Source organism: Dictyobacter vulcani, assembly GCF_008974265.1.
GTDB classification, from domain to species: domain Bacteria; phylum Chloroflexota; class Ktedonobacteria; order Ktedonobacterales; family Ktedonobacteraceae; genus Dictyobacter; species Dictyobacter vulcani.
Genome location: NZ_BKZW01000001.1, coordinates 1856579 through 1878172, shown reverse-complemented (window position 1 = coordinate 1878172; position 21594 = coordinate 1856579). Strand labels below are relative to the sequence as shown.

Sequence of the window (21594 nt, the reverse complement as noted above, 5' to 3'; positions counted from 1 at the left end):
ACATATGATACTGCTATGGATATGCACTGTTAGTTTGCATACATGCTAGATAAGCTGAAATGAGGATCATTGGTTATGAAGTTCGATCTCAATGAAGAGCAAGCGGATATTCGCGACACGGTACGTCGTTTTACTGCGCAAGAAATCACTCCCCAGGCTGAGCACTGGGACGAACAAGAATATTTTCCCCGTGAAGTGTTTGGTAAGATGGCGGAACTTGGCTTGCTGGGTATGACCACACCCGAGGAGTATGGCGGCATCATGCTGGATCGGCAGTCGTGCGCGCTGGTGTATGAAGAACTGGCTCGTGGTGATATGGCGACGGCCGTGGGTCTGGGTGTCCATAATATGGTCACTGGCACGCTGGCACGCTTTGCCTCGCAGGAGCAGCGCGAGCGCTGGCTACCACGCCTGGCGGCTGGTGAAATCCTGGGTGGCTTTTCATTGAGTGAGTCGGGCGCAGGCTCAGATGCGGCCAGTTTGCAATGCCAGGCACTGCCACAGGACAATGGCTATCTCGTCAACGGCACCAAGATGTGGGTGACCAATGGTGGCGAGGCCGATATCTATCTTTTGATGGCCCGCAGTCCTAAGGGTATTACCAGCATGGTTGTTGAGAAGGGGAGCGCAGGCTTTTCCTTTGGGAAGCGTGAGCGTAAGATGGGACTGCATTCCTCACCCACACGTGAACTTCTGTTTCAGGATTGCTTTGTTCCTGATGATCAGCGTATCGGGGAAGAAGGGCAGGGACTGAAACTGGCGCTCTCCGCCCTGGATGGTGGACGTGTCAATGTTGGCGCGATTGCTGTTGGTGTGGCCCAGGCAGCCCTGGATGTGGCCTGTGCGTATGCTCGTGAGCGTGAGCAGTTTGGAAAATCGATTGGCGTCTTCCAGGGAATTCAATTTATGCTGGCCGATATGGCGATGAAAATCGAGGCGGCCCGTTTATTGGTGTATGAGGCCGCCTACAAAATGGATCAGGGTGTGCCTGCCAGTATGTATGCTTCTATGGCCAAGTGTTTTGCTACTGATATGGCCATGGAGGTCACGACCAACGCCGTTCAGGTGCTGGGTGGCGCTGGCTATGTCCGTGACTATCCAGTTGAACGCTATATGCGTGATATCAAGGTCTCACAGATCTTTGAGGGCACCAATCAGATCCAACGTGTCGTTATTGCTCGTAACCTGCTGGGTAACCTGCGCTAACTGAGTGACTATTGCTGGCCGTCATCAGTCTGTGGAAGTAACTGTTGCAAAATAGGCACGATTGTCGCCGTTTGTTCGGTATTCCATTGTTGATAGACGGCCACTGTCTGTTGCATCTGGTCAAGCAGTGCAGGCTGCTTGACCAGCTTTTGGAGTAATGTATATTGTTCATTGAGCGTTAGTGCTACCCAGCCCAGTTCATACTGCTGAATAAACTGCAAATTCGCTTCTTCCTGGCCGGGAATATATGTTGTCGCGATAAATGGTTTTCCCAGCGTTACTGCCTCAAACAGCATATTTGGACCCGCTTTACCCATGATCACATCGGCCGCTGCCATTGGTATAGCAATCTCCCTGGTAAATGGGAGCGGATACACATTTTTCACCTGCTGGAAACGAGCCTGAAGCGCTTGATTCGTGCCAGTGGCCAGAATAATCTGTAATCTATCATCGGCGCTGAGCAGACGCTCTACTGTTGCTCCAAATTGCGTTGCACCCTCACCACCACCTTGCAAGAAGACCGTAAAATAATCCGGATTCAGGCCGAAGCTTTGCAAGAGTTCGGTGCGCGTTGTTGCATTTGCCTGCCTGGCCTGGATGGTGAATTGTGTCCTGACTGGCCATCCAACCTGGTGTAAGCGCTCTGGCGCAAAGCCGGCCGTGGTGGCCATCTGATAGGTCTCGCGTGTCGGTGCCAGTGTGGCGGCGGCTCGTTTCTCGGTGAGCCAGGAAGCATGGAGCGCTTTGGGATCAGTAAAAAGCATCACAAAAGGAATATCGAGTTTTGCCCTTTGGCATACCTGCATTCCTTCATAAGTTAAAAAAGGATAGGTTGTGATGACCATATCTGGCTGCAGGCGTTGTAGTGCGGCCTTGAGATTTCTTGCCACCAGAGACGTAAAGATCTGGTGAGCAACTCGTGCTCTCCATGGCGAATCTGTGAGTTGAAACTCTGCTGACCAGAGCCAGAGAGCATAGCGGCTAACCCATCTATAATGCCAGTGGAAAAAGGTGGATTGTGGATCTAAGATTTCTATGGTTGCATCATCTGTCAGACGATCTCGTAAAGCCTCTGCCAGGCTGACATGGCCGCCACCAGTTTTCGATGTAAGAATCAAGATTGTACGCATGATCTCCTGCCCGGTTTTTCTCTCTGCACATAGCTTTTGCAGAGTTATTTTTCAATTCGACTATAGCATATTTTTTTCTTCCTCACCATAGCCCTGGCATTACAGACAGGGTTTTCCAGTTCTCTCTTCTGCCGCCTACGGCGGTGGTGAAGTGAGGAAAAATTGGGGGACACCCCCCACCCCGGCAGGAGGACTAGCTGTCCTCCTGCACCTCCTGCTGCAGAATGGGAAAACCCTGGCATAGCAGGGGCTACAGAATGGGAAAACCCTGGCATAGCAGGGGCTACAGAATGGGAAAACCCTGGCATAGCAGGGGCTACAGAATGGGAAAACCCTGGCATAGCAGGGGCTACAGAATGGGAAAACCCTGGCATAGCAGATGTGCTCCTTGGCACGCATGTTGTGCTATGGTAAAATATCTGTGCCTATCACATCTGTAGAGCGCTGATCGGTGGGATTGTGTTGTGGGGCTATTACCTTCAGGCATAGTGTATCTACCTTTCGCAACTAGTTAGAGGGAATATGAGTAGTTCCTGACCGGAAAGATATACTTTAAACTACGACATCTATACCCCGATTGTTTCATGAGGTGATATGATAGATAGTAAAAAGTAGTTGTCGTAGGTCGTTAAATTATTAACCTGTGTACCACTCTGGTACTTTGATGGAAGCGAAAGAACGGAACCTTATGCTACGTTACCGACTTGAAGGAAGTGGACCGCCTCTCCTCCTCATTCACGGTTGGGGCGTGACCTATGCAATCTGGCAAAATCTGGCCCCGCTACTTAAACCGCACTTTCAGGTGATTATGGTCGAGCTACCAGGTCTGGGTGGCTCTTCTGATGTTATTGTGCAAGAGCCTTATTATCAAGGTTGTGCCGAAGCGATCGAAGAGGTACGTCAGGAATTAGGTATTGAGAAGTGGGCGATGCTGGCATACTCGACTGGAACGCGTGCCGCTGAAGCATATATAAAACGCTATCCGCAGTCTGTGAGCCACGCTATTTTTCTGTGTCCAACGTACATCCTTGAAATCTGGGCTGTCTTCCTGCGTTTACTTGATGCTCCTCACTCTCCGAGTTTGATGCAATGGGTTTTTTCGGATTGGCGACTGCACAGTCTGGTGCGTACCTTTGGTTTTAATGGACAACGGCATGACTACACATATGCCTGGAAAAATGAAATTGAAATACAGCCATTGGATATCCTGGTACGTTCGCTGTGCGAGATGCCTGGTCAGGGACGGACGCCTTTTTCTGTTCCCTCAGTGCCTACGCTGTTCATCTGGGGTGGACGTGATGCCTTGATCGCGCGCCCTCGCCATCTGGGTCCGCAGGATGTGGTGATCCCAGCCAATCATAGTGCGCCAATGCTGGCGGCCCCCGCAGTAGCGGAAGTGGTGATCCCATATGTGCTTGAAGGGCGAATTGTGACAGTAGGTAAAACCAGATCTAAGATACTTCGTCGCTCACTGCGCTTGAATCGAGGTCAGAAAAAGGTGCGCTTTATGAAGAACCGGCGTATCCTGAGTTTCCGTGAAAAACAGACTCCACAGCGCCGTCGTTTCTCCTTACAAAAGCGCAAGAGTTCATTGCAGACCCAGCAGCGCCGTTTTCGTAAGAATTATTGATCGTTTTCATGGGTGAAAAAGCAAAAAAACAGGGGGCCGATCATCGGTCCCCTGTTGTATGATAGCAGGAATAATTAATGCTGGACAGCGGCTTGTAATTCACCTTTGAGTTCCTGGGTGGCACTGGCGCGTAAGGTAGCTAATTGCTGATCTGAAACTTTGCTATTCGTCTTTGGATCGAAGACAACATCATCGCGAGAACAGTATGATAGACTCTTCCATTGCGATGTAGCTTTGTCCCAGGCAGGAAAGAGCACTGTGGTTTCGTCGTCGCCTTTTACGATGCGTTGGAAGGCCATATAGGACGTAACCAGGGAGCTAACAATTAAGATAAGGGTTATGATTACCAGGCCTAATTGGACGTAAGCGGGAAGGCCACTTTCCATGCCACCAATCAGAGTAATAATCAGGAAGATACACATACCAACCAGAACGCCGCAAATAACAATTGGTTTCATCATGGAAACATTGCGGGTAGGCATATCCGGTGGCGCACAACGTGCCACACCAGAGCTATAAGCTGCTTGCATTGTTTTTACCTGGTCTGCTTGATCGCACACCGGGCAAGTGGTTTTTTGGCTTTCAGGGACGCCATTGAGAACCTCCTTGTCGTGCTTATTCAATGAATAAGCAACCGTTGCTGTTTTGTATAAAAGTAGCATAACACTTTGTTTGTTTTTCGACAATGCTGGAAACTTTGCATTTTTTGCAGATATATTTTATCCCGAATCACCGGAAAGGTGGAATCAGGGGAGAGGACCTATTTTCTATGACCGCGATACCTGTTTCAGCGATTACTATTGTTGGCCTTGGCCCTGGTAGTATGGATGATTTGACGCTAGAAGCGCGCCGTGTACTGGCGCAGGCTGCTCATGATAAGCAGACCGTCTACTTTCGCACGATTATTCATCCCACGGTTGAGCCATTAAAACAAGATCTACCTGAATTACGAATAGAGTCTTTCGATAGACTCTATGATGAATCTGATGACTGGAGTTCGCTCTATCAGCAGATCGCGACGGAAGTCTGTGATCTGGCGCTCCAGCATCCAATCGTGTATGTCGTACCAGGTCATCCACTGGTTGGTGAGACCTCGGTCCAACTGGTACTTGAGCAGGCCCGTAAACGGGGCATTACAACACGTATCGTCTCTGGCCTGTCGTTTATTGAACCCGTCTGCAATCTGCTGGCCCTGGATCCGTTTGAGGTGGGTGCACAGATTATCGATGCCACCAATCTGGCAATCTCACATATAGATGAAGTGGCCGGCAAAATTATTCCGACTATTCCCTTAATGATTGTGCAGGTCTATAATCGTCGTCTGGCCAGCGAGGTCAAACTGGCCCTGGGCGAATGCTATCCCGATGAGTGGCCGGTCAAGCTTGTACGTGCTGCCGGTGTAGGAGAGGAAGAAGCAGTACTTGAGATGCCCCTGTATGAGTTGGACCGTAACAATTTTGCCAACCATCTCAGCACCCTCTATGTGCCACCGGTTCCTGAACTCTCAGCCCTGCGCTTGCCTGAGACGCTGCGCTATATCACGATGCGCCTGCGCCGTGAGCCCGATGGCTGTCCCTGGGATCGCCAGCAGACGCATGATAGCCTGAAGCGCTATGTGATTGAGGAGACGTATGAGGTGGTGGAGGCATTGGAAGAGAATGATATGGACAAACTGGCCGAAGAACTAGGTGATCTGCTCTTGCAGGTCTACTTACATTCAGAGGTCGCACGCCAGGCTGATGAGTTTACTCTTGGCGATGTCTATGAACATGTGAACGCCAAGTTGATTCGCCGCCATCCTCATGTCTTTGGTACGGTTGAAGTGGACAATTCCAGTCAGGTGGTCCAGAACTGGGAAGCGATTAAGAAACAGGAGCGAGCCTCGGCAGGTGTGGATGTGCATAATGAGAGTGTGCTGGACCGCGTACCCCAGGCCACGCCAGCTCTGATGGTGGCGCAGGAATATCAAAAGCGCGTAATCAAGACTGGCTTTGAGTTTACTTCACTGCAGGATGTGTATGCAAAATTGGAGGAGGAGTTAGAGGAGATCAAGCAGGCGGCCTCTCCTGAGGAGCAATTGGAAGAGATTGGAGATCTGCTCTTTATGGTGGCGAAGCTGGCTGGCTTCCTTAAGGTCGACGCGGAAGAGGCCCTGCGCCTGGCGAACCGCAAATTCCGGCGGCGTTTCCAGACGATGGAGAGCCTGGCCCGTGAGGAAGAACGTCCTTTGACCTCGTATAGCAGACCTGAATGGGAAAAACTGTGGGCGCGTGCTAAAGAAGCTATCGCAAGTAACTGATGCCATAGAAAAGCTAAAGGAGGAAACCCGGGTGGGCTTCCTCCTTTGTCTTGTCCCTTGTAGGGGAGCAGAAAGTTTATTTGCGCTCTGTCAGGGGCACAAAGGTGGCGCTCTGTGGACCAGTATACTCGGCTTCTGGACGAATCAGGCGGTTATTATTGACCTGTTCCAGAATATGCGCGGTCCAACCAGCGCAGCGGCTGACTGCGAAGGTGGGGGTGAAAAGATCTCCGCTGAGTCCAACCGCCTTCATCAAGGCGGCCGAATAATATTCCACGTTGGTATAGAGTTTGCGACCTGGTTTCATCTCATCCAGCAGTGCCAGAGCTTTTTGCTCTACATAGCCGGATAGTTTGAAGTCCTCTGGATCGGCGACGCGAGCCATTTCACGTAGCTCCTCGGCACGTGGATCAGTGGTTTTATAGACGCGGTGGCCAAAGCCCATCAAGCGTCCGCCGTGGGTGATCGCCTCGCGAATCCAGGCTTCGGCTTTATCAACGCTACCAATCTCATGCAGCATATCCTGTACTTTCGAAGGGGCTCCACCATGTAATGGACCCTTCAAGGCTCCCAGGGCTGCCACGAGCGACGAGACGATATCCGACTCGGTGCTGGCAACAATACGTGCTGTAAAGGTTGAGGCGTTCATGCCATGGTCAGCAAGCAGGACCAGATAGGTATTTAAACCACGGACATGCTCTTCTTTAGGCAACTCACCAGTTAACAGGTAAAGATAATTAGCAGCATGACCCAGTTCTGGTCGTGACTCTAGCATTTCTTTGCCCTGGCGGAAGCGATTGAAGGCAGCCAGGATTAAAGGGAAGCGGGCCGTCGCTGCAATGGCCTGTTCGATGGTTGGTTTTCCCGACACGCTCACGGCACCCCAGGCTGAAACGGCGGTACGCAATACATCCATTGGCTCAGTCGTGGTGGGGAGTTCACGGATGGTTTGTACCACGAAATCTGGTAAGGTGCGCTCTGCAACAAATTTCTCGTGTAATGCTGATAACTCTGTCTGGGTGGGAAGATGTCCGAACCACAGGAGATGAACAACCTCTTCATAGGTACAGGTGCGGGCCAGATCGTGGATATTATAGCCACGATAGATCAGGCGGCCGGCTGTGCCATCTACCAGGCTGATCGCGGTAGTAGCCGCTACAATTCCTTCTAATCCACCTTTATTTGGCTTAGCAGCCGTGGGAGCGCTGTTTTCTTTCTGGGGAGTATTACCTGTATCTGGTATCATCGTTGACATTGTCTATCTGCTCCTTTGCTTTTTCATAGATTACTTGCCAGATGCATTCATCTTTTCTAGTTGTATCATTTACAATGATAAATGTCAACAAAACTTGATGTTACTTGATTTACCTTGATTTTTATCGATCAGGCTTGATTTTTCAGGGTAAATATGGGATGATAAAAGGGTTACGTAGATATTTAATATTCGATAAAAAATGCAATTATGAATCTAATAAGCAAGTCAATGGTCTTAACTGAGCAATGGAAGGAGGGCTGACCTTTGATCGAGTTAAATGGTGAACCTTACTTAGACGGCCACGAAGCTTCAACTTTTCTCGGCATCAAGCTATCCACGCTCTACACCTATGTGAGTCGTGGCGTGCTTAAAAGTTATCGACAGGGAATGAAAAAGCGGCGGCTTTATAAGCAGGCTGAGCTGGAAGCCCTCGTGCGCTTACGGACCAGTGAAGATGGTGCTGAAACTGTCGTGAATACGGTGACAGAAATACCTTATGCCAGGGAGTGGATCTCTGATATTTAGGTTTGTCTTTACTGTTTTATGTAGTGGTGACTGGTTACGCTGGCTTGAGGATCATATAGTCAACAGCGAACCAGTCAGATCTTCGCTATAACTGAAATCCTACACTCTGCTGATTAGCCTCGTGCTCTTCTCCTGGTACATGGCCATATGTCGTTTGTAACCTATCCCACACTTCTTCACCGCCCAGATAATGAACCGCAATGCCTGCTAAGCGTGGTGGCGGTGGATTGTCTCCTACCAGTAGCAGCGAGATAGCATGGCCGCTACGTCGCATATGCAAGAGAATGTCCATTATACGTTCATTGATCTGGTTTGTAATCACTACAATCGTGGTACCAATCGACAGATGAGGGCGTTGTATATGCATCACATCTTCGAGTGGGGTTCCCATATGGGGCTGAATGCGTGCCAGCGTCTCCATAATCCTTTGCCGTTGATCCTCACTGCTTGCGGCCGGAACATGGACCGTGCGGCGCTTGAGCTGATCCGCGATCGACTTGTCTAGTTCCTGGGAGTCCAGCGTTTCAACCGAAAAAGCTTCATCGACCAGGCTCATTGGTGTATTCGCATAGACGCCAACCGTGTAACCTTCATCTAGAGCCCAGTTGCTGATGGAGGCCGCCGCGCAGATTGACAGTTCCTGCAAGGCTGGATGGATACTATAGTAATTATCAAGCTGAATCGCGGAATTTAAGAAGATTGCCAGCGAGTAAGTTGTAGTTGACTCATAGATCTTACTTTGCATCTGTAGTGTACGTGCGGTCGCCTTCCAGTCTACCCGGCGCATACTATCGCCATACACATAATCGCGCACCCCAATTACCCGCGAAGGATCTTCAAAGAGTTTGCGCGCTGTACGCAGGTCTCCAAAGGGACGTCGTGAAGGCAGTTGAAAGCTCGCGAGTGGCACCACCAATGGATATACCAGGACGTGGTTAATGCTGGTATCCTGTAGCTCGCGGCTGATAAAGCCAAAGGGATCGCTACTGGACAGTTTGGCGGGACCAAATGTATAGATGCCGCGATTAATACACTGAATCGTATATGTTCTGGTTACACGCTCATACCAGCGTAAGCTAAAGAGACCTTCCAGTGTTACCATATTACTGATCATGGTCTTGCGGAAGGCCTGTCCCTTTAATGGTAAGGCTCGTGGGAGTACATCATCAACCTGGATTACGGGTAACGGTAAAAGCTTTGCGTTCTCAATCGAGATAGAGAGCGTGATCTCTTCACCGAAGAGGACCCGTTTTTCGCTAAGGTGTCGTTGATAATGCACCTCTTGTAAACAATAATTGGCCCAGAGATCGGTAATACCAAGCGCTAACAGAAAGATCAGACTACAGACCAGCAGCAGTGGAATATGGGTCACGATGCTGATCAGCAGCACGAAACCGCCCAGCAGATATAATTGTGGACGGACATGGCCACCCTGCGCGTCCATGGCACCGCGTCGGGCTGTTTTGCGTGAAGAGACTTTTGCTTTGCTCATTGTTCAACCGGTACGGCTGTGCTTTGTAAGATATCTACAATTACCTGTTCCATATCATGGCCATGTAAACGCGACTGATTGGTCGCAATCATCCGATGCGATAACACATGTGGGGCCAGACGTTTGACATCGTCCGGAATAACATAATTACGGCCCTCAACCGCAGCCATGGCCTGGCTGGCTCGATAAAGTGCCAGCGTGCCACGTGGACTTACACCAAGCTCTACTTCGCTATGCTCACGGGTCGCATGAATAAGCTCAACAATATAGTTTTCAACATTTGCATTGACATGCACCTTGCGTATCGCCCGCTGTAAACGTGTCAGTTGTTCCGCATCCACTACTGGATGAAGCTCCTGCAGTGGCTGCTGCTCTTTAAAACGTTGCAGTATTTGCCGTTCTTCATTTTTGGTGGGATAGTTGAGTCGGAGACGCATGAGAAAGCGGTCCAGCTGCGCTTCGGGCAAGGGAAATGTTCCTTCAAGCTCGACTGGATTCTGGGTTGCGACCACCATAAAGGGGCGTGGAAGTGGGAAGGTAGAACGCTCAACGCTGATCTGGCGCTCTTCCATAGCTTCTAACAGCGCTGACTGGGTACGTGGAGTGGCGCGATTGATTTCATCTGCCAGTACAATCTGCGATAACAAAGGACCAGGCCGGAATTCAAAATCGCCCTTTTTCTGATTATAGAAGGTGATGCCTGTGATATCTGAAGGAAGCAGATCGGGTGTAAATTGGATACGTTGAAAGCTACAGCCCAGGGAACGGGAAAGTGCCTTCGCCATCGTTGTTTTTCCAATGCCTGGCACATCTTCAAATAATACATGGCCCTCGCAGAGTAGAGCTACCACCAGTAACTCTATTACCTCATCTTTTCCAATCATCACACGACCAACATTATTTCTGATGGTCTGGGCTGTACTCCATATGAGGCGAATGTCGTCGTTCTGTTCCATATATATACCTATGCTATTCAATTATGTAAGCAAACATTTTTGTCAGGAAAGAACGTATCCTTACGTCCTTTCCTGATGTGATCATAGAATATACGTCTAAAGATTCCCAAACTTCACCTGGATGAGGAGCATTAGCCCAACCTGACGCGCACGGTCGCAGGTTGTGAATTGACCTGTTGATTGTTTTGATCACGTGCTACCGCCACGACGTTAGCTGTTGCATTGCGGAGGAATTTGCTGAATGCCTGCTCATTGATGGTCCAGGGGATCGTGGCCACGCCATTCGCATCGGCGACCACTGCCGTCGTCTGTTGAAACGCAGGGATCGCAGAATAACTGATTGCCAGGGCAACGGTAGCTCCAGGTTTGGTCATGACTGTGACATTAACTGTTGTATGATTATTGACAGCACCGGGAATGCCACTGATCTGGGCCGTTAAAGGACCATTGTTGACCACCGGTGTAGGCGTGGGTGGAGGCTGTGTTGGTACTGGAGTGGGTGCCAGCGTTGGTGTTGCAGTTGGTTGTGCGGTTGCTGTAGGTGTTGCATTGGCGGCACTGGTCTGCTGTGCATCTGGTGTCGGGGTGTTCGGTTGTGTATTTGCCTGATTGGGTGCAGACGTTGAGTTGCCAGGATTGCCCCACTGTGAAAAGGCTGTTCCGAGCAAGGCTAAGCCGATAAGGCTACACAGCACTACTGCTCCGATCGCAATGAAGAGCACACGATAGGCTGGATCCGTGCGCCATAAATATGCCAACTTGGTATACCATGGTCCAGGAGGAAGTGTTTTAGCTTTCCCTTTATTAATTAATTGCTCCGGCCGAACGCTGGGTGTTGGGCGCTGGCCTGGATTAAATGGTCTGCCTGGCGCCTGTTGCGTGGGATAATTAGCCTGAAACATTTCCGTAGGCGCGTCATGTTGCACCCCTGCATCTGGTTGATAGGGTGAATTCGCTGGATCTTCATACATAAAACATCCTCCTCTCTCTCATGCGGGAAGGGCTGTGCGATTGCCGTACAGGCCAGGCCTGTAAAAATAATAGAAAAAAGTAGAAAAACTTCTCTGGCAGCACCTACTACGCATTGCTCAATAGATCAACACGAACGAGTATATGTGATATTTGTGTCTCTGTAAAATTTCTAGTAAAAAGTGCTAATTTCCTGTGTGTAATAGACGCTATGAAAAAGCAATTATGGATGATGATATTTTTTCTTGCCGGAAATTTACACTAGTGCTTTGTCAAACTTCGTTTGATGAGTTATGCGCCCGCTACGCGGGCGGGAGGGGGGAGATGTCGGGGGCCCAGCCCCCGATCCCCCAGTCAAGGGGCTCGCCGCCCCTTGCATCCCCGCCTCACCATCACATGATGTCTGACAGCCTACTGGTACTTTGTCAAGCTTCATGGGAAAGGTTCGCCCGCTACGCGGGCGGGAGAGGGGGAGGGAGGCCAGGGCATAGCCCTGGAACTCAGTCCGGAGATGGCCAACCCCTGCACCCCTGCCCTTCTCATCAATTTTGACAGAGCACGAGTGCCAGAATCGCCATTACGTCGGCGGGAGTGATTGTATCCAGTGAGGGATTGTGGATGATCTGGACGCGTTCACCGATGGGATGCCAGATAGTTGGATTGCTGGGACCGAAAAGGGCCAGCGTGGGCATTCCTAGTAGAGCGGCTAGATGGGTGATACCCGAGTCGTTCCCGACATAGCCACAACACTGGCGAAGCGTCTGAGCCAGTAGCGTCAGGGGTGCATCTTGCATCATGTGGAGCAACTCTGGTGCTGGTGGCTCGGGCAGCAGGTTCTGCAAATCCAGGAGTCGTGTCTGTTCCGCTGGCCCAACACATATCAAGACCGGCGTGGCTTGTTGCCAGAGGGCAGTAATCAGCTCCACGAAATGTGTGAGTGGCCAGCACTTGGCGGCTCCTCCACTACCTGGATGAATGGCAATCGTATGGTTCCGGATGCTCTCACTGTTTGGCGGCCAGGCGTATGCATTAGGAGGCTGCCAGGAGATATCTGGACCCACCAGATGCCTGATGTTCGTGGCCAGATAATCTACAATTGGCAGCGAAACCCGGGATCCTGGTCGTCCTGGCATAATAAAGATCTGGGATACACCTGCGAATCGCAAGTTGGCCTTCACGGTACCCTCTGGATCGCCTAGCCAGCAGATGGCACAATCTATCTGTTGTAACTTGCTATGTAATAGTTGCTGGCCTCGACTGTCCGCTGGAAGAAAGAGTCGGCTCCAGAGGCGTTCCTCAAAATTAGATACTTCCTGTGCCAGTTTGAATTCCTGAAGCAGTGGAAGTACAGCCGCGTTACCCACAAACGTCAACTCAAGATCTGGAATGGTCCGTTGCAACCGCTGCAAAAGCGGAAACGTCACCAGCGTATCCCCAATTGCTCCGGGTCGTAGCACAAGTATACGCATACAATCCTTCTTTCTTTTCCTTGTTTATCATCGCCAGTGGGCCCTATCCTGATAGCGTTGTCAGGCCAGTCTTCTAGATAGAGGCGCAGGAATAGTTGCGTTCGCTGTTCTATGCCTTGTGGCATATACTGATACAAGGAGGATACCTCTAATATTCTAGAGATTCTACGTGAACTATCTTTGTATCTCAGCACCAGTAGCTGGCACCTGTGTTGTTCGTTCTTGACCTATACATCCTGAAAGGATGACCAATGAGAGCGATAATTAGTGTAGCTAACCATGAGGGACTCTCTATGTTAGCTCAAGAACTGCTAAGCCATCATGTTACCATCTTTGCGACCAGTGGTACTCAAAAGGCACTGGAGCAAGAGGGGATTACTACGCAGTCTGTTAACGAGTTAACCCGGTTTCCAGAGATTTTAAGTGGACGTGTCAAGACGCTGCACCCGGCTATCTTTGGGGGAATTCTGGCTCATCGAAGTTTTCCAGAGCATGAGAAGGAGCTCAAGAAACATCAGATTCAACCAATTGATATTGTGGCAGTTAATCTGTCTCCTTTTGTGGAGAAAATCAGCGATCCAAGTATCGCGCTCGACGAGGCCCTGGAGCAGATCGATATTGGCGGGGTAGCACTGGTGCGAGCGGCCGCCAAAAACTTTCAGGATGTGGTAGTGCTGGTACGTCCTCAGGATTATATAGATGTATTGCAAGAGTGGCGTGAGCAAGGCGAGGTAAGTCTGGAAACGCGCCGTCATCTGGCCGCCATAGCTTTCCAGCATACGGCCTGTTATGATACAGCAGTCGCGGAATATTTACGCGGTGTCATGGACGAACGGTTTCCAGAAGAGTTGACGATCTCCCTTGAACGTATCCAGCCTTTACGTTATGGTGAGAATCCACATCAACAAGCCGCTTTTTATCGCCGGGCGGGCTCTCCCACCTCTGTGATTCTACCTACCCTGGCCGAGTGTGAGATCCTGAAAGGCAAAGAACTTTCCTATAATAATCTCTTAGATCTTGATACCGCCTTAAATGCGGTCCAGAGTTTTACCGCTCCAACGATTGTGATCGTGAAGCACACCAATCCCTGTGGTCTGGCCTGTGATGATCTGCTGGTGGAGGCGTATAAAAAGGCGCACTCCGGTGATCCTGTCTCTGCTTTTGGTGGTGTGATTGGTAGTAATCGACCCATTGATCGAGCCACAGCCGAGGAGATCAGTCAGCTATTTTACGAAGCCATTATCGCCCCGGAGTTTAGCGCTGAGGCCTTCCAGATTCTGGGCCAGCGTAAAAACCTGCGCCTGCTGGCCACGCATCGTCCGATTGAGCCCAAAACGATCAATACCGAGTTGCTCCTGATGAGGCGTTCAGAAGTGAGAACCGTAGGGGGAGGACTCCTGTTGCAGACGCCGGATTTCGTGGGTGATGGTGAGGCCGAGTATCGTGTGGTCACCGATCGTGATCCTACCTTAGAAGAGATTACCGATCTAATGTTTGCCTGGAAAGTTGTGCGCAGTGTGAAATCCAATGCCATTGTGCTGGCCCACAAATTGATGGTCGTCGGAGTTGGGGCAGGACAGATGAGTCGTGTAACCAGTGTACAGCTCGCTACGTATAAAGCGGCTGATCGAGCGCATGGTTCCGTACTGGCATCTGATGCGTTCTTTCCCTTTGCAGACGGAGTAGAGGCGGCCGCCAAAGCAGGTGTGACCGCAATTATCCAACCGGGAGGATCTTTGCGGGATGAGGAATCAATTCGCATGGCCAATAAGCACGTCATGGCCATGATCTTTACCGGTAAGCGTCACTTCAGACATTAACGGGCCAAAAACATGAAACCTTTCCAAATGTTTCAAGGAGGTTTCCTTAAATAACTTGCGTCTCAAGAGACACATCAGCATCTGGAAAGGTTTCATGTTTTTGTGTCGATGCAGGCTGGAGGAAATACTGGACATACATAGCAGCAGCCTTCCTCTTTTCTCAGAATTGATAAAACTACCTTCAGGCAGCGACCAGCTCGTCTGAGAAGAAGCGCACCCACAACACCACAACGGCCAGACCACCAATTAAGGCAAAAAAGCCGACCGCACCACCATTTGTATTGGCTGGATCTTTAAAGGGATAAAAGAGAATAAGGGAAAGCCAGACAATGGTCAGGGTTGCTGTCGCGCTTAATTTTTTGGTTTCGGGACTGGCATTTACAAACAGGTGGTAGCAGAAAACGACCAGCAGGCCGATTACGCCAAGCACCAGTTTAAGAGAGGTCAGGTTTGAACCATCTCCGGCCCAGTCAATGACAATAGAGTCCTTCAAAAATATGAAGATGCACATCCAGACTATCGCCATGACTACGCCCAGGATGACCTTACGGATCTCCAATGGACTATTCACAGTATAGGGCTCCTTTCGAGGAGGATTTGTTACAAGAAAAGGACTGGACAATGTGAATGCACAAATAAAATTTGTGTATTCGTATTGTAGTCGTTATGTCGGAATAAATCAACGTCTGGCCAGTATCAAGTTTATGATGGTAGCCATTTTTCTTTTGCGCGGATTATATTATCATATTTTTAGGTGAGTGTCGCGCTCGGTACACTCGGTCCCTAAAGCGCCCATGTTTCTTTTTTGTTGTGGTGGAAAGAGGGGTGGTGCAGGAGGGGCGTCGAGCCCCACCTGCCGGGGTGTGGGGTGTCCCCACTCAACTCCCTCCTCTCCTCCTTTTCCCGCCGAAGGCGGGAGTGTTGAGCTCAACAGACGGTATGATGTAGGAATAGAGGGTGATTGGTTGGATAAGCGGTCATGCAGGCATAATATGACTATTTGGACTAGTACCGTTTGCGCAATTTTGCTGGCACATGCTATATTACTTCTTGAGCCTCCCAGGCTCTATACATAGGTAAAAAGTAGCAGAAATATGCATATTTTCCACAGGGCAAGTCAATATAGTATATTGTTGAGGTGATGAACGCATCGCCTTCTCTATTGAAATTGATGGAACAGCAAGTAGGATAGGAGTGGTTATAGATATGGCAATTGCAAAAAAATTGTTTAATACCAGCCTGATTCTGGGCGGTGCCTTAGGCGCACTCGCTCTATATAACAAAGTGACTGAGACCATGGCAGGCGAGCTTGACACTGTTCTAACAGGGGAAGAGCGCCGTTATCCATGGAAATACGGCGATATGTTTTATGAGGTGAAGGGTAATCGTGAAGCTAAGCCAGTGGTGTTGATTCATGGCTTTGGACCTGGTGCCTCCTCTTATGAGTGGCGTAAGAATATCGATACCCTCTCCGAGCAGTTCCGCGTTTATGCTCTGGATCTCCTGGGGTTTGGTCTGTCAGACCATCCGGCGATCGATTTTGACGCTGAAACGTATACTGATCTCTTGAATGATTTTATTCGTGAGGTGGTGGGCAAGCCCGCGATTGTCGTGGCTCATGGCCTGACCAGTGCTTATGTTATCGCGGCCGCCTATCGACGCCCACAGTTGTTTGAGCGCCTGATTCTAGTGGGAGCACCTCCATCGATATTACAGGAGTCCTATCCTGGTCCTTTGAATGCGTTGCAGAAGTTTGTGTTGCGCACACCAATTATCGGACAGTTTATCTATAACACGTTTACTTCGCGCCGGGCTATTCGTAATTACTATGATGCCCAGGGTTATCATAATCCTGGCCTGATCACGGATGAACTGGTTGAGTACATTTATACCTCCGCCCATCAGCCAGATAGCCGTCATGCCAGTGCAGCCTTCCTCAGTGGCCATTTGAATCTGGATGTACACGAGCCATTTGCCCGTCTGCAGGTGCCAGTTATTGGAGTCTGGGGTCGTGAAGGTATGTTGACACCTGCCGAGGCCAGCAGCGCTTTCAAACGTGTCAACCCTCGGATTGATGTCCGTATTGTGGATAAAGCTACGATGCATATTCAGGATGAGCAGGCGGCCCAGTTTAATAATCTGGTGCGTGAGTTTGCTGCCACAACTGTCAAATAACGAGACTAACTACAGGATAATTCCGTTTTCAATATATAAAAAGAGCAGGCAATCAGGCCTGCTCTTTTTATATATTGAAAACGGGATCAGCCACCGGCCATCAGATTCTCATCTCTGGGGCGGCGTACAGCCCACTCCGGCTGGGTTTCATCATGATAGAGTTCACCCTGATACGCGTGTTCATGTTTACGTGCCTGCTCATACAGATTACGGGCGGCCTGGGCGGCATCAAAGTTTACACTCTGACTGGCCCTGGGATCGCTTGCTACTTTATCGAAGCGGGCAGCGATACCACGAATAGTCGCTGGATCAGTGATGCGTCCATCTTGCACATTTGTATAAGCCTGGATTAAGACCTCTTCAGTCAGCTCATAGGACTGCGTAGCCTTATTTTCCGTATACTGTGGTCGCGGTGGTTCTTCCGCCGGTTTAGGCTGATTGTTCGCTGGTGCCGGGGTATATGTGCGAGGGGCCGTAGTCGTGGGTACAGGAATGGCCTGGGTGACTGCAGGAGCCTGGGGCTGAGGAGCCACGGCTGGTTGGGCGGGTGGTGGTGTTTGCACCGGCTCAATTTTGATTGAACCGTGGGGGGCGATCTCGATATCGCGGATACTTACCCAGTTAATCTGCACACCCCAGAGCGCGGCTTTATCCCGCAACAACTGGAAAAGATAGTTATTGATCTGCTCGCGGCGTTCAAAGCCGGCCGCAAAATCATCGTCTCCTGGTTGCATTGAACTGCGCTGTCGGCCATCGGGCCAGGGTAGAAAATCATCCGGCCTGAAAACAGTCGTGATTTCCTGCAACCGTGTTTGGAACTGTTGGCGCAAACTATCTTCCCAGTTTTTGACCTGTGTCACAGCCAGATACGCATCCTCTTGCACCAATTGATAAGACATAACGCCATGTAACATCACATCTTCAGTACGCGAGAGCTGGATAATCTGAGCCGGACACATCCATTGTACTTCTTCGACATTGAGCTGTGCCGACACCTCTTCCCAGGGTAAGAGAATATTGAAACCTGGATAGAGGGTACGTGCATATTTTTTGAAGCTAAAGATAATGTCGACAGAGCCCTCTGGAACAGGATGGACACAGCGACGGGCCAGTACGATTCCAAGAGCAATCAGCACAACCAGTACCAGAATACCAGCCCAGATGCCATAAACAGAAAAACAGGCAACCAGCAGGAGGAGACAAAATCCTCCCAGCGTAGCCAGAGTCCACACGCCGTTATCTGCTCCAGCATAATAGACCGTGACTGCCTGGGCGATAGTTACCGCGATAATCACAATCAGGATGGGCCAGAATCCCTCGGGGGGTAGAACGGCATGTCCTGTTGCCACCTGTGGTAAGACAAACAGGCAGGTCAGGCCACCGAGTAAGAGAGGGATCAGAATTAGCGTAATATATTGACTGACATGTTTGATAAACTCAAAAGGCGAGGAAGCCGCTACTGGTGCACCCCGGCGCGGATCACTCGCTGGAGGTTCTGCTGAAACAGGCGTATCGGAGTAATCTTCTACTAGCTCATCCTGAGGCTCAAGCAATTCACCTTCGACCACCGGAAACTCTTCAGGAAACTGATGCCAGCTAGAAGTTGAGTTGTGGGGTTCTTGCCAGGAGTCCCCCGGGTCCTTCCCGTCTGACGACGACATGTATACACACACCTTCCTCTCATCTCTTCAACCAGATAGTCGTTGTATTACGGCTTCTTCTTGAGGCCACATGATCCGCAACCGCCTGAACCACCTTTGGTGGAACCAGTGCCGCAGCTACCACCAGAGCCACAACTGCCGCAGCCGCCACCAGTGCCGCAGCTTCCGCCGCCACCTTTTGTGCTACAACACGCGCCACCGCTTCCACAGCCACCCGCAGCTTTTTTTTCTTCTACAGGCACATGGATAGTGACGCTACTCTCCAGCATGACTTCGACTGAATTTTGCGGTACATTGATTGCTACGACCTTGCCTCGCCCACCAGGGGTATCAAGGAAGGTCCCGATTTGTGGCATCTGCTGCTTGGCTTGAATATAGTTGTCATTTTCATAGGAGAGACAACACATCAAGCGCCCACAGACACCAGAGATTTTTGAGGGATTTAAAGGGAGTCCCTGCTCTTTGGCCATCTTAATGGAGACAATGCCAAAGTCAGTAATCCACGAACTACAACAAAGTGTCTTGCCGCAGGGGCCGACACCACCTTGTAATTTAGCCTGATCGCGTGCGCCTATCTGGCGAAGCTCGATGCGTGTCCTGAAGGTTGCTGCCAGGTCACGGACCAGGGCACGAAAATCTACGCGCTCATCTGCTGTAAAGTAAAAGGTCAGGCGACTGCCATCAAACGTGTACTCGGCTTCCACAAGCTTCATTGGAAGTTTATGGTAGACCACCCGCTCATGACAGCGTACCAGCGCATCTTTTTCCTTACTTTTGAACGAGAGCATCATGCGCAGTTCGTCTTCGGTTGCCAGATGTAGAATAGGTTTCAACGGATCACTCAGATCGATTTCAGCCAATTTCTTTGAGGCGATAACTACCCGGCCGGCCTCCAGGCCACGAACTGTCTCTACCACAACATATTGACCCGTTGAAAAGGTCTGCCCTACCGGATCGAAATAATAGATTCGACCTGCTGGACGAAAACGAATGCCAACGACAATGATTTTTTGATCTTGCTCTATATTGCTCGCTGTCACTGACATCGATTTTTTATTTCTTGCTAGACAATTGAAGGATGTAGCAGCACCGCCACATCCTGTTATCTTGCGTTACATTTCGTTCGTCAATAAAATAGCTTCGGCTACTTCCCGCATCGATTTGCGATTGTTCATGCTGGCCTTTTGGATTTTGCGGAAAGCTTCCTGCTCGGAAAGCCCCTGTTTCTCCATCAAAAGACCTTTGGCACGCTCGACGACTTTGCGGGTCTCCAGTTTTTCGGAGAGCGTACGATTCTCTTCCTCGATAGCACGATACTCAGTGTAGCGTGCCAGAGTGACTTCAATTGCAGGTGCAACTTCACTCTCGCGCAGAGGTTTTACGACATAGTTGGCCACGCCAGCTTCTTTGGCGCGCTCGACCAACTGTTGATCTCCGAAGGCAGTGAGCAACAACACTGGTGCAATCTTTTCCTGTGCGAGTGTTTCGGCGGCGGCAATGCCGTCCATATCGGGCATACGAATGTCCATGATGACCAGATCCGGTCGCAGCTCACGAGCCAGGTTGACTGCGCTCTGGCCATCGCCAGCTTCTCCAATGACCAGGTAACCCTGTTTTGTCAGCACATCTTTCAGATCCATGCGCTGAATGGCTTCGTCATCGGCAATAATAATTCGTGTTGGCATAGTGTCTCCTCAAAGCCTTTGGTCTATTCCCACCCATCTAATTAAATACTCTTTCTACGTACAAAGAGTATATCATAACACTGGATCAAGCGTCGATAGTGGAGTGGCTGCTCTTAAGAGTTTGTGAGAGCATGGGCTTAAGCGACACGGGCTTCGCCTCTGATCATATGGGCAATCATGGTTGTTTCGTGAATGATTTTTTCTAACTGCTCTGGTGTAATAGATTGTTTGCCATCGCAGAGGGCGGTATCAGGATCTGGATGTACTTCGATGATCAGTCCCTGAGCCTGGGCGGCAATACTGGCGCGCGACATAATTGGCACAAGTTCGCGGCGACCGGTGGAATGGCTGGGATCTACGACAATGGGGAGATGAGTCAGCTGTTGCAACAGAGGGACGCAGGTGAGATCGAGCACGTTGCGGGTCTGAGGATCATAGCTACGAATGCCGCGCTCGCACAGAATAACGTTGGGGTTTCCAGCTGCGATGATGTATTCAGCGGCGAGTAACCATTCATCCAATGTAGAGGAGAGGCCACGCTTCAGCAGGACGGGGAGTTTTTTGCTGTTACGTCCAGTGGCCAGTAAAAGTGGAAAATTCTGGACATTGCGGGTACCGATCTGCAGTACATCGGCGTGTTGGGCAACGATTTCAACCATACCTGGTTCCATGACTTCGGTGATAACTGGCAGGCCGGTAAGATTGCGTGCTTCCGCCAGCAGGTGCAGACCTTCTATCCCCAGTCCCTGGAACTGGTATGGTGATGTACGCGGCTTGAATGCTCCTCCACGCAATACCTGTGCTCCTGCACGCTTGACCGCTTGTGCAGTTGTTATGAGTTGTTCACGATTCTCGACGGCACATGGGCCAGCCATGATTACAGGATCCGCGTTGATGCCACCAATAGTGACGGGAGTGCAGGTATTGGTTGATCCGATGGTGATGCTGGTGTTCTCTGACTGGAAGGCTCGACTGGCTAGCTGGTAGGGCGTTTTGAGGGAGTGGGTTTGTTCGACTGCTGGCTGGGACTTCAATAATGAGTGCGCTTCTGTATTGATAAGTGCTGAGTCGATGGCCACCACCTCGCGCCCATTCATATGTGTTGTTGTGATTGGACCCTGACTGCCAGTGATGCGACATAAGAGTGCCATCAACTGAGCTCTGGCTTCACTGTTGGCTGCATTGCGGATAGTTATGATCATTTCTGTAACCCTTTCATCAATCGAAAAAATCTGGATAATTTTAAGAAACAAAAAAGCAGAGGATTTATCCTCTGCTTCTCCAGCACGCTGGTGGTGTATTTTTGCTCAGCCCAAAGGGCC

18 protein-coding genes are annotated in these 21594 nt (G+C 50.2%); 6 read left to right on the top strand and 12 right to left on the bottom strand.

Annotation, left to right across the window (positions count from 1 at the left end; genetic code table 11):
* The first annotated feature begins 75 nt into the window (after positions 1 to 75).
* Positions 76 to 1206 (top strand): acyl-CoA dehydrogenase family protein, encoded by a 1131-nt coding sequence (locus tag KDW_RS07795; RefSeq protein ID WP_151755440.1) that lies wholly within the window; start codon positions 76 to 78, stop codon positions 1204 to 1206.
* Positions 1207 to 1214: 8 nt separating this feature from the next.
* Here KDW_RS07795 and KDW_RS07790 read toward each other — a convergent pair whose 3' ends face one another.
* The gene (locus tag KDW_RS07790) at positions 1215 to 2336 is read right to left on the bottom strand and encodes an MGDG synthase family glycosyltransferase (RefSeq protein ID WP_151755439.1); all 1122 of its coding nucleotides are present in this window, start codon (positions 2334 to 2336) and stop codon (positions 1215 to 1217) included.
* A gap of 688 nt (positions 2337 to 3024) precedes the next feature.
* Between KDW_RS07790 and KDW_RS07785 the strand changes: the two genes are divergently transcribed.
* Positions 3025 to 3966: an alpha/beta fold hydrolase gene (locus KDW_RS07785; protein ID WP_162005039.1), complete on the top strand. Its 942-nt coding sequence runs from the start codon at positions 3025 to 3027 to the stop codon at positions 3964 to 3966.
* A 74-nt stretch (positions 3967 to 4040) separates the two neighbouring features.
* Here KDW_RS07785 and KDW_RS07780 read toward each other — a convergent pair whose 3' ends face one another.
* Complete coding sequence (locus KDW_RS07780; RefSeq protein ID WP_162005038.1) at positions 4041 to 4496, bottom strand: hypothetical protein; 456 nt, start codon at positions 4494 to 4496, stop codon at positions 4041 to 4043.
* Between the two features lie 239 nt (positions 4497 to 4735).
* On the opposite strand from KDW_RS07780, the gene yabN reads away from it, so the two are divergent.
* The gene (gene yabN, locus KDW_RS07775; protein ID WP_162005037.1) at positions 4736 to 6265 is read left to right on the top strand and encodes a bifunctional methyltransferase/pyrophosphohydrolase YabN; all 1530 of its coding nucleotides are present in this window, start codon (positions 4736 to 4738) and stop codon (positions 6263 to 6265) included.
* A 76-nt stretch (positions 6266 to 6341) separates the two neighbouring features.
* Here the strand turns inward: yabN and KDW_RS07770 are convergent, their stop codons facing one another.
* Positions 6342 to 7520 (bottom strand): citrate synthase, encoded by a 1179-nt coding sequence (locus KDW_RS07770; protein ID WP_233097649.1) that lies wholly within the window; start codon positions 7518 to 7520, stop codon positions 6342 to 6344.
* 264 nt (positions 7521 to 7784) lie between these two features.
* Here KDW_RS07770 and KDW_RS07765 point away from each other — a divergent pair, with 264 nt between their 5' ends.
* Positions 7785 to 8045: a helix-turn-helix domain-containing protein gene (locus KDW_RS07765; protein WP_151755435.1), complete on the top strand. Its 261-nt coding sequence runs from the start codon at positions 7785 to 7787 to the stop codon at positions 8043 to 8045.
* Positions 8046 to 8130: 85 nt separating this feature from the next.
* Here the strand turns inward: KDW_RS07765 and KDW_RS07760 are convergent, their stop codons facing one another.
* The 4 genes from KDW_RS07760 to KDW_RS07745 form a co-directional block, all read right to left on the bottom strand.
* Positions 8131 to 9537, bottom strand: a complete 1407-nt coding sequence (locus KDW_RS07760) for a DUF58 domain-containing protein (protein WP_151755434.1) — start codon at positions 9535 to 9537, stop codon at positions 8131 to 8133.
* Entirely contained in the window at positions 9534 to 10493 is a 960-nt protein-coding gene (locus KDW_RS07755) for an AAA family ATPase (RefSeq protein ID WP_151755433.1), read from the bottom strand. Before KDW_RS07755 ends, KDW_RS07760 begins: the two co-directional genes overlap by 4 nt.
* Before the next feature lie 131 nt (positions 10494 to 10624).
* Positions 10625 to 11464: a hypothetical protein gene (locus tag KDW_RS32230; RefSeq protein WP_151755432.1), complete on the bottom strand. Its 840-nt coding sequence runs from the start codon at positions 11462 to 11464 to the stop codon at positions 10625 to 10627.
* 540 nt (positions 11465 to 12004) lie between these two features.
* On the bottom strand, positions 12005 to 12931 hold the full coding sequence (locus KDW_RS07745; protein ID WP_151755431.1) for a glycosyltransferase family 9 protein: 927 nt from the start codon (positions 12929 to 12931) through the stop codon (positions 12005 to 12007).
* Between the two features lie 251 nt (positions 12932 to 13182).
* On the opposite strand from KDW_RS07745, the gene purH reads away from it, so the two are divergent.
* Entirely contained in the window at positions 13183 to 14751 is a 1569-nt protein-coding gene (gene purH / locus KDW_RS07740) for a bifunctional phosphoribosylaminoimidazolecarboxamide formyltransferase/IMP cyclohydrolase (protein ID WP_151755430.1), read from the top strand.
* 181 nt (positions 14752 to 14932) lie between these two features.
* Here the strand turns inward: purH and KDW_RS07735 are convergent, their stop codons facing one another.
* Positions 14933 to 15322 carry a hypothetical protein gene (locus KDW_RS07735; RefSeq protein WP_151755429.1) on the bottom strand — a complete coding sequence of 130 codons (390 nt, stop codon included), beginning with the start codon at positions 15320 to 15322 and terminating at the stop codon, positions 14933 to 14935.
* Positions 15323 to 15957: 635 nt separating this feature from the next.
* Here KDW_RS07735 and KDW_RS07730 point away from each other — a divergent pair.
* A complete protein-coding gene (locus KDW_RS07730; protein WP_151755428.1) occupies positions 15958 to 16926 on the top strand; it encodes an alpha/beta fold hydrolase in 969 nt (322 codons plus the stop codon).
* Positions 16927 to 17012: 86 nt separating this feature from the next.
* Here KDW_RS07730 and KDW_RS07725 read toward each other — a convergent pair whose 3' ends face one another.
* The 4 genes from KDW_RS07725 to aroF form a co-directional block, all read right to left on the bottom strand.
* Positions 17013 to 18587 (bottom strand): SPFH domain-containing protein, encoded by a 1575-nt coding sequence (locus KDW_RS07725; RefSeq protein ID WP_151755427.1) that lies wholly within the window; start codon positions 18585 to 18587, stop codon positions 17013 to 17015.
* A 47-nt stretch (positions 18588 to 18634) separates the two neighbouring features.
* Positions 18635 to 19633: a PSP1 domain-containing protein gene (locus KDW_RS07720; protein ID WP_151755426.1), complete on the bottom strand. Its 999-nt coding sequence runs from the start codon at positions 19631 to 19633 to the stop codon at positions 18635 to 18637.
* Positions 19634 to 19699: 66 nt separating this feature from the next.
* The gene (locus KDW_RS07715) at positions 19700 to 20272 is read right to left on the bottom strand and encodes an ANTAR domain-containing response regulator (RefSeq protein WP_151755425.1); all 573 of its coding nucleotides are present in this window, start codon (positions 20270 to 20272) and stop codon (positions 19700 to 19702) included.
* A 137-nt stretch (positions 20273 to 20409) separates the two neighbouring features.
* Complete coding sequence (aroF, locus tag KDW_RS07710) at positions 20410 to 21474, bottom strand: 3-deoxy-7-phosphoheptulonate synthase (protein ID WP_151755424.1); 1065 nt, start codon at positions 21472 to 21474, stop codon at positions 20410 to 20412.
* Positions 21475 to 21594: the final 120 nt, after the last annotated feature.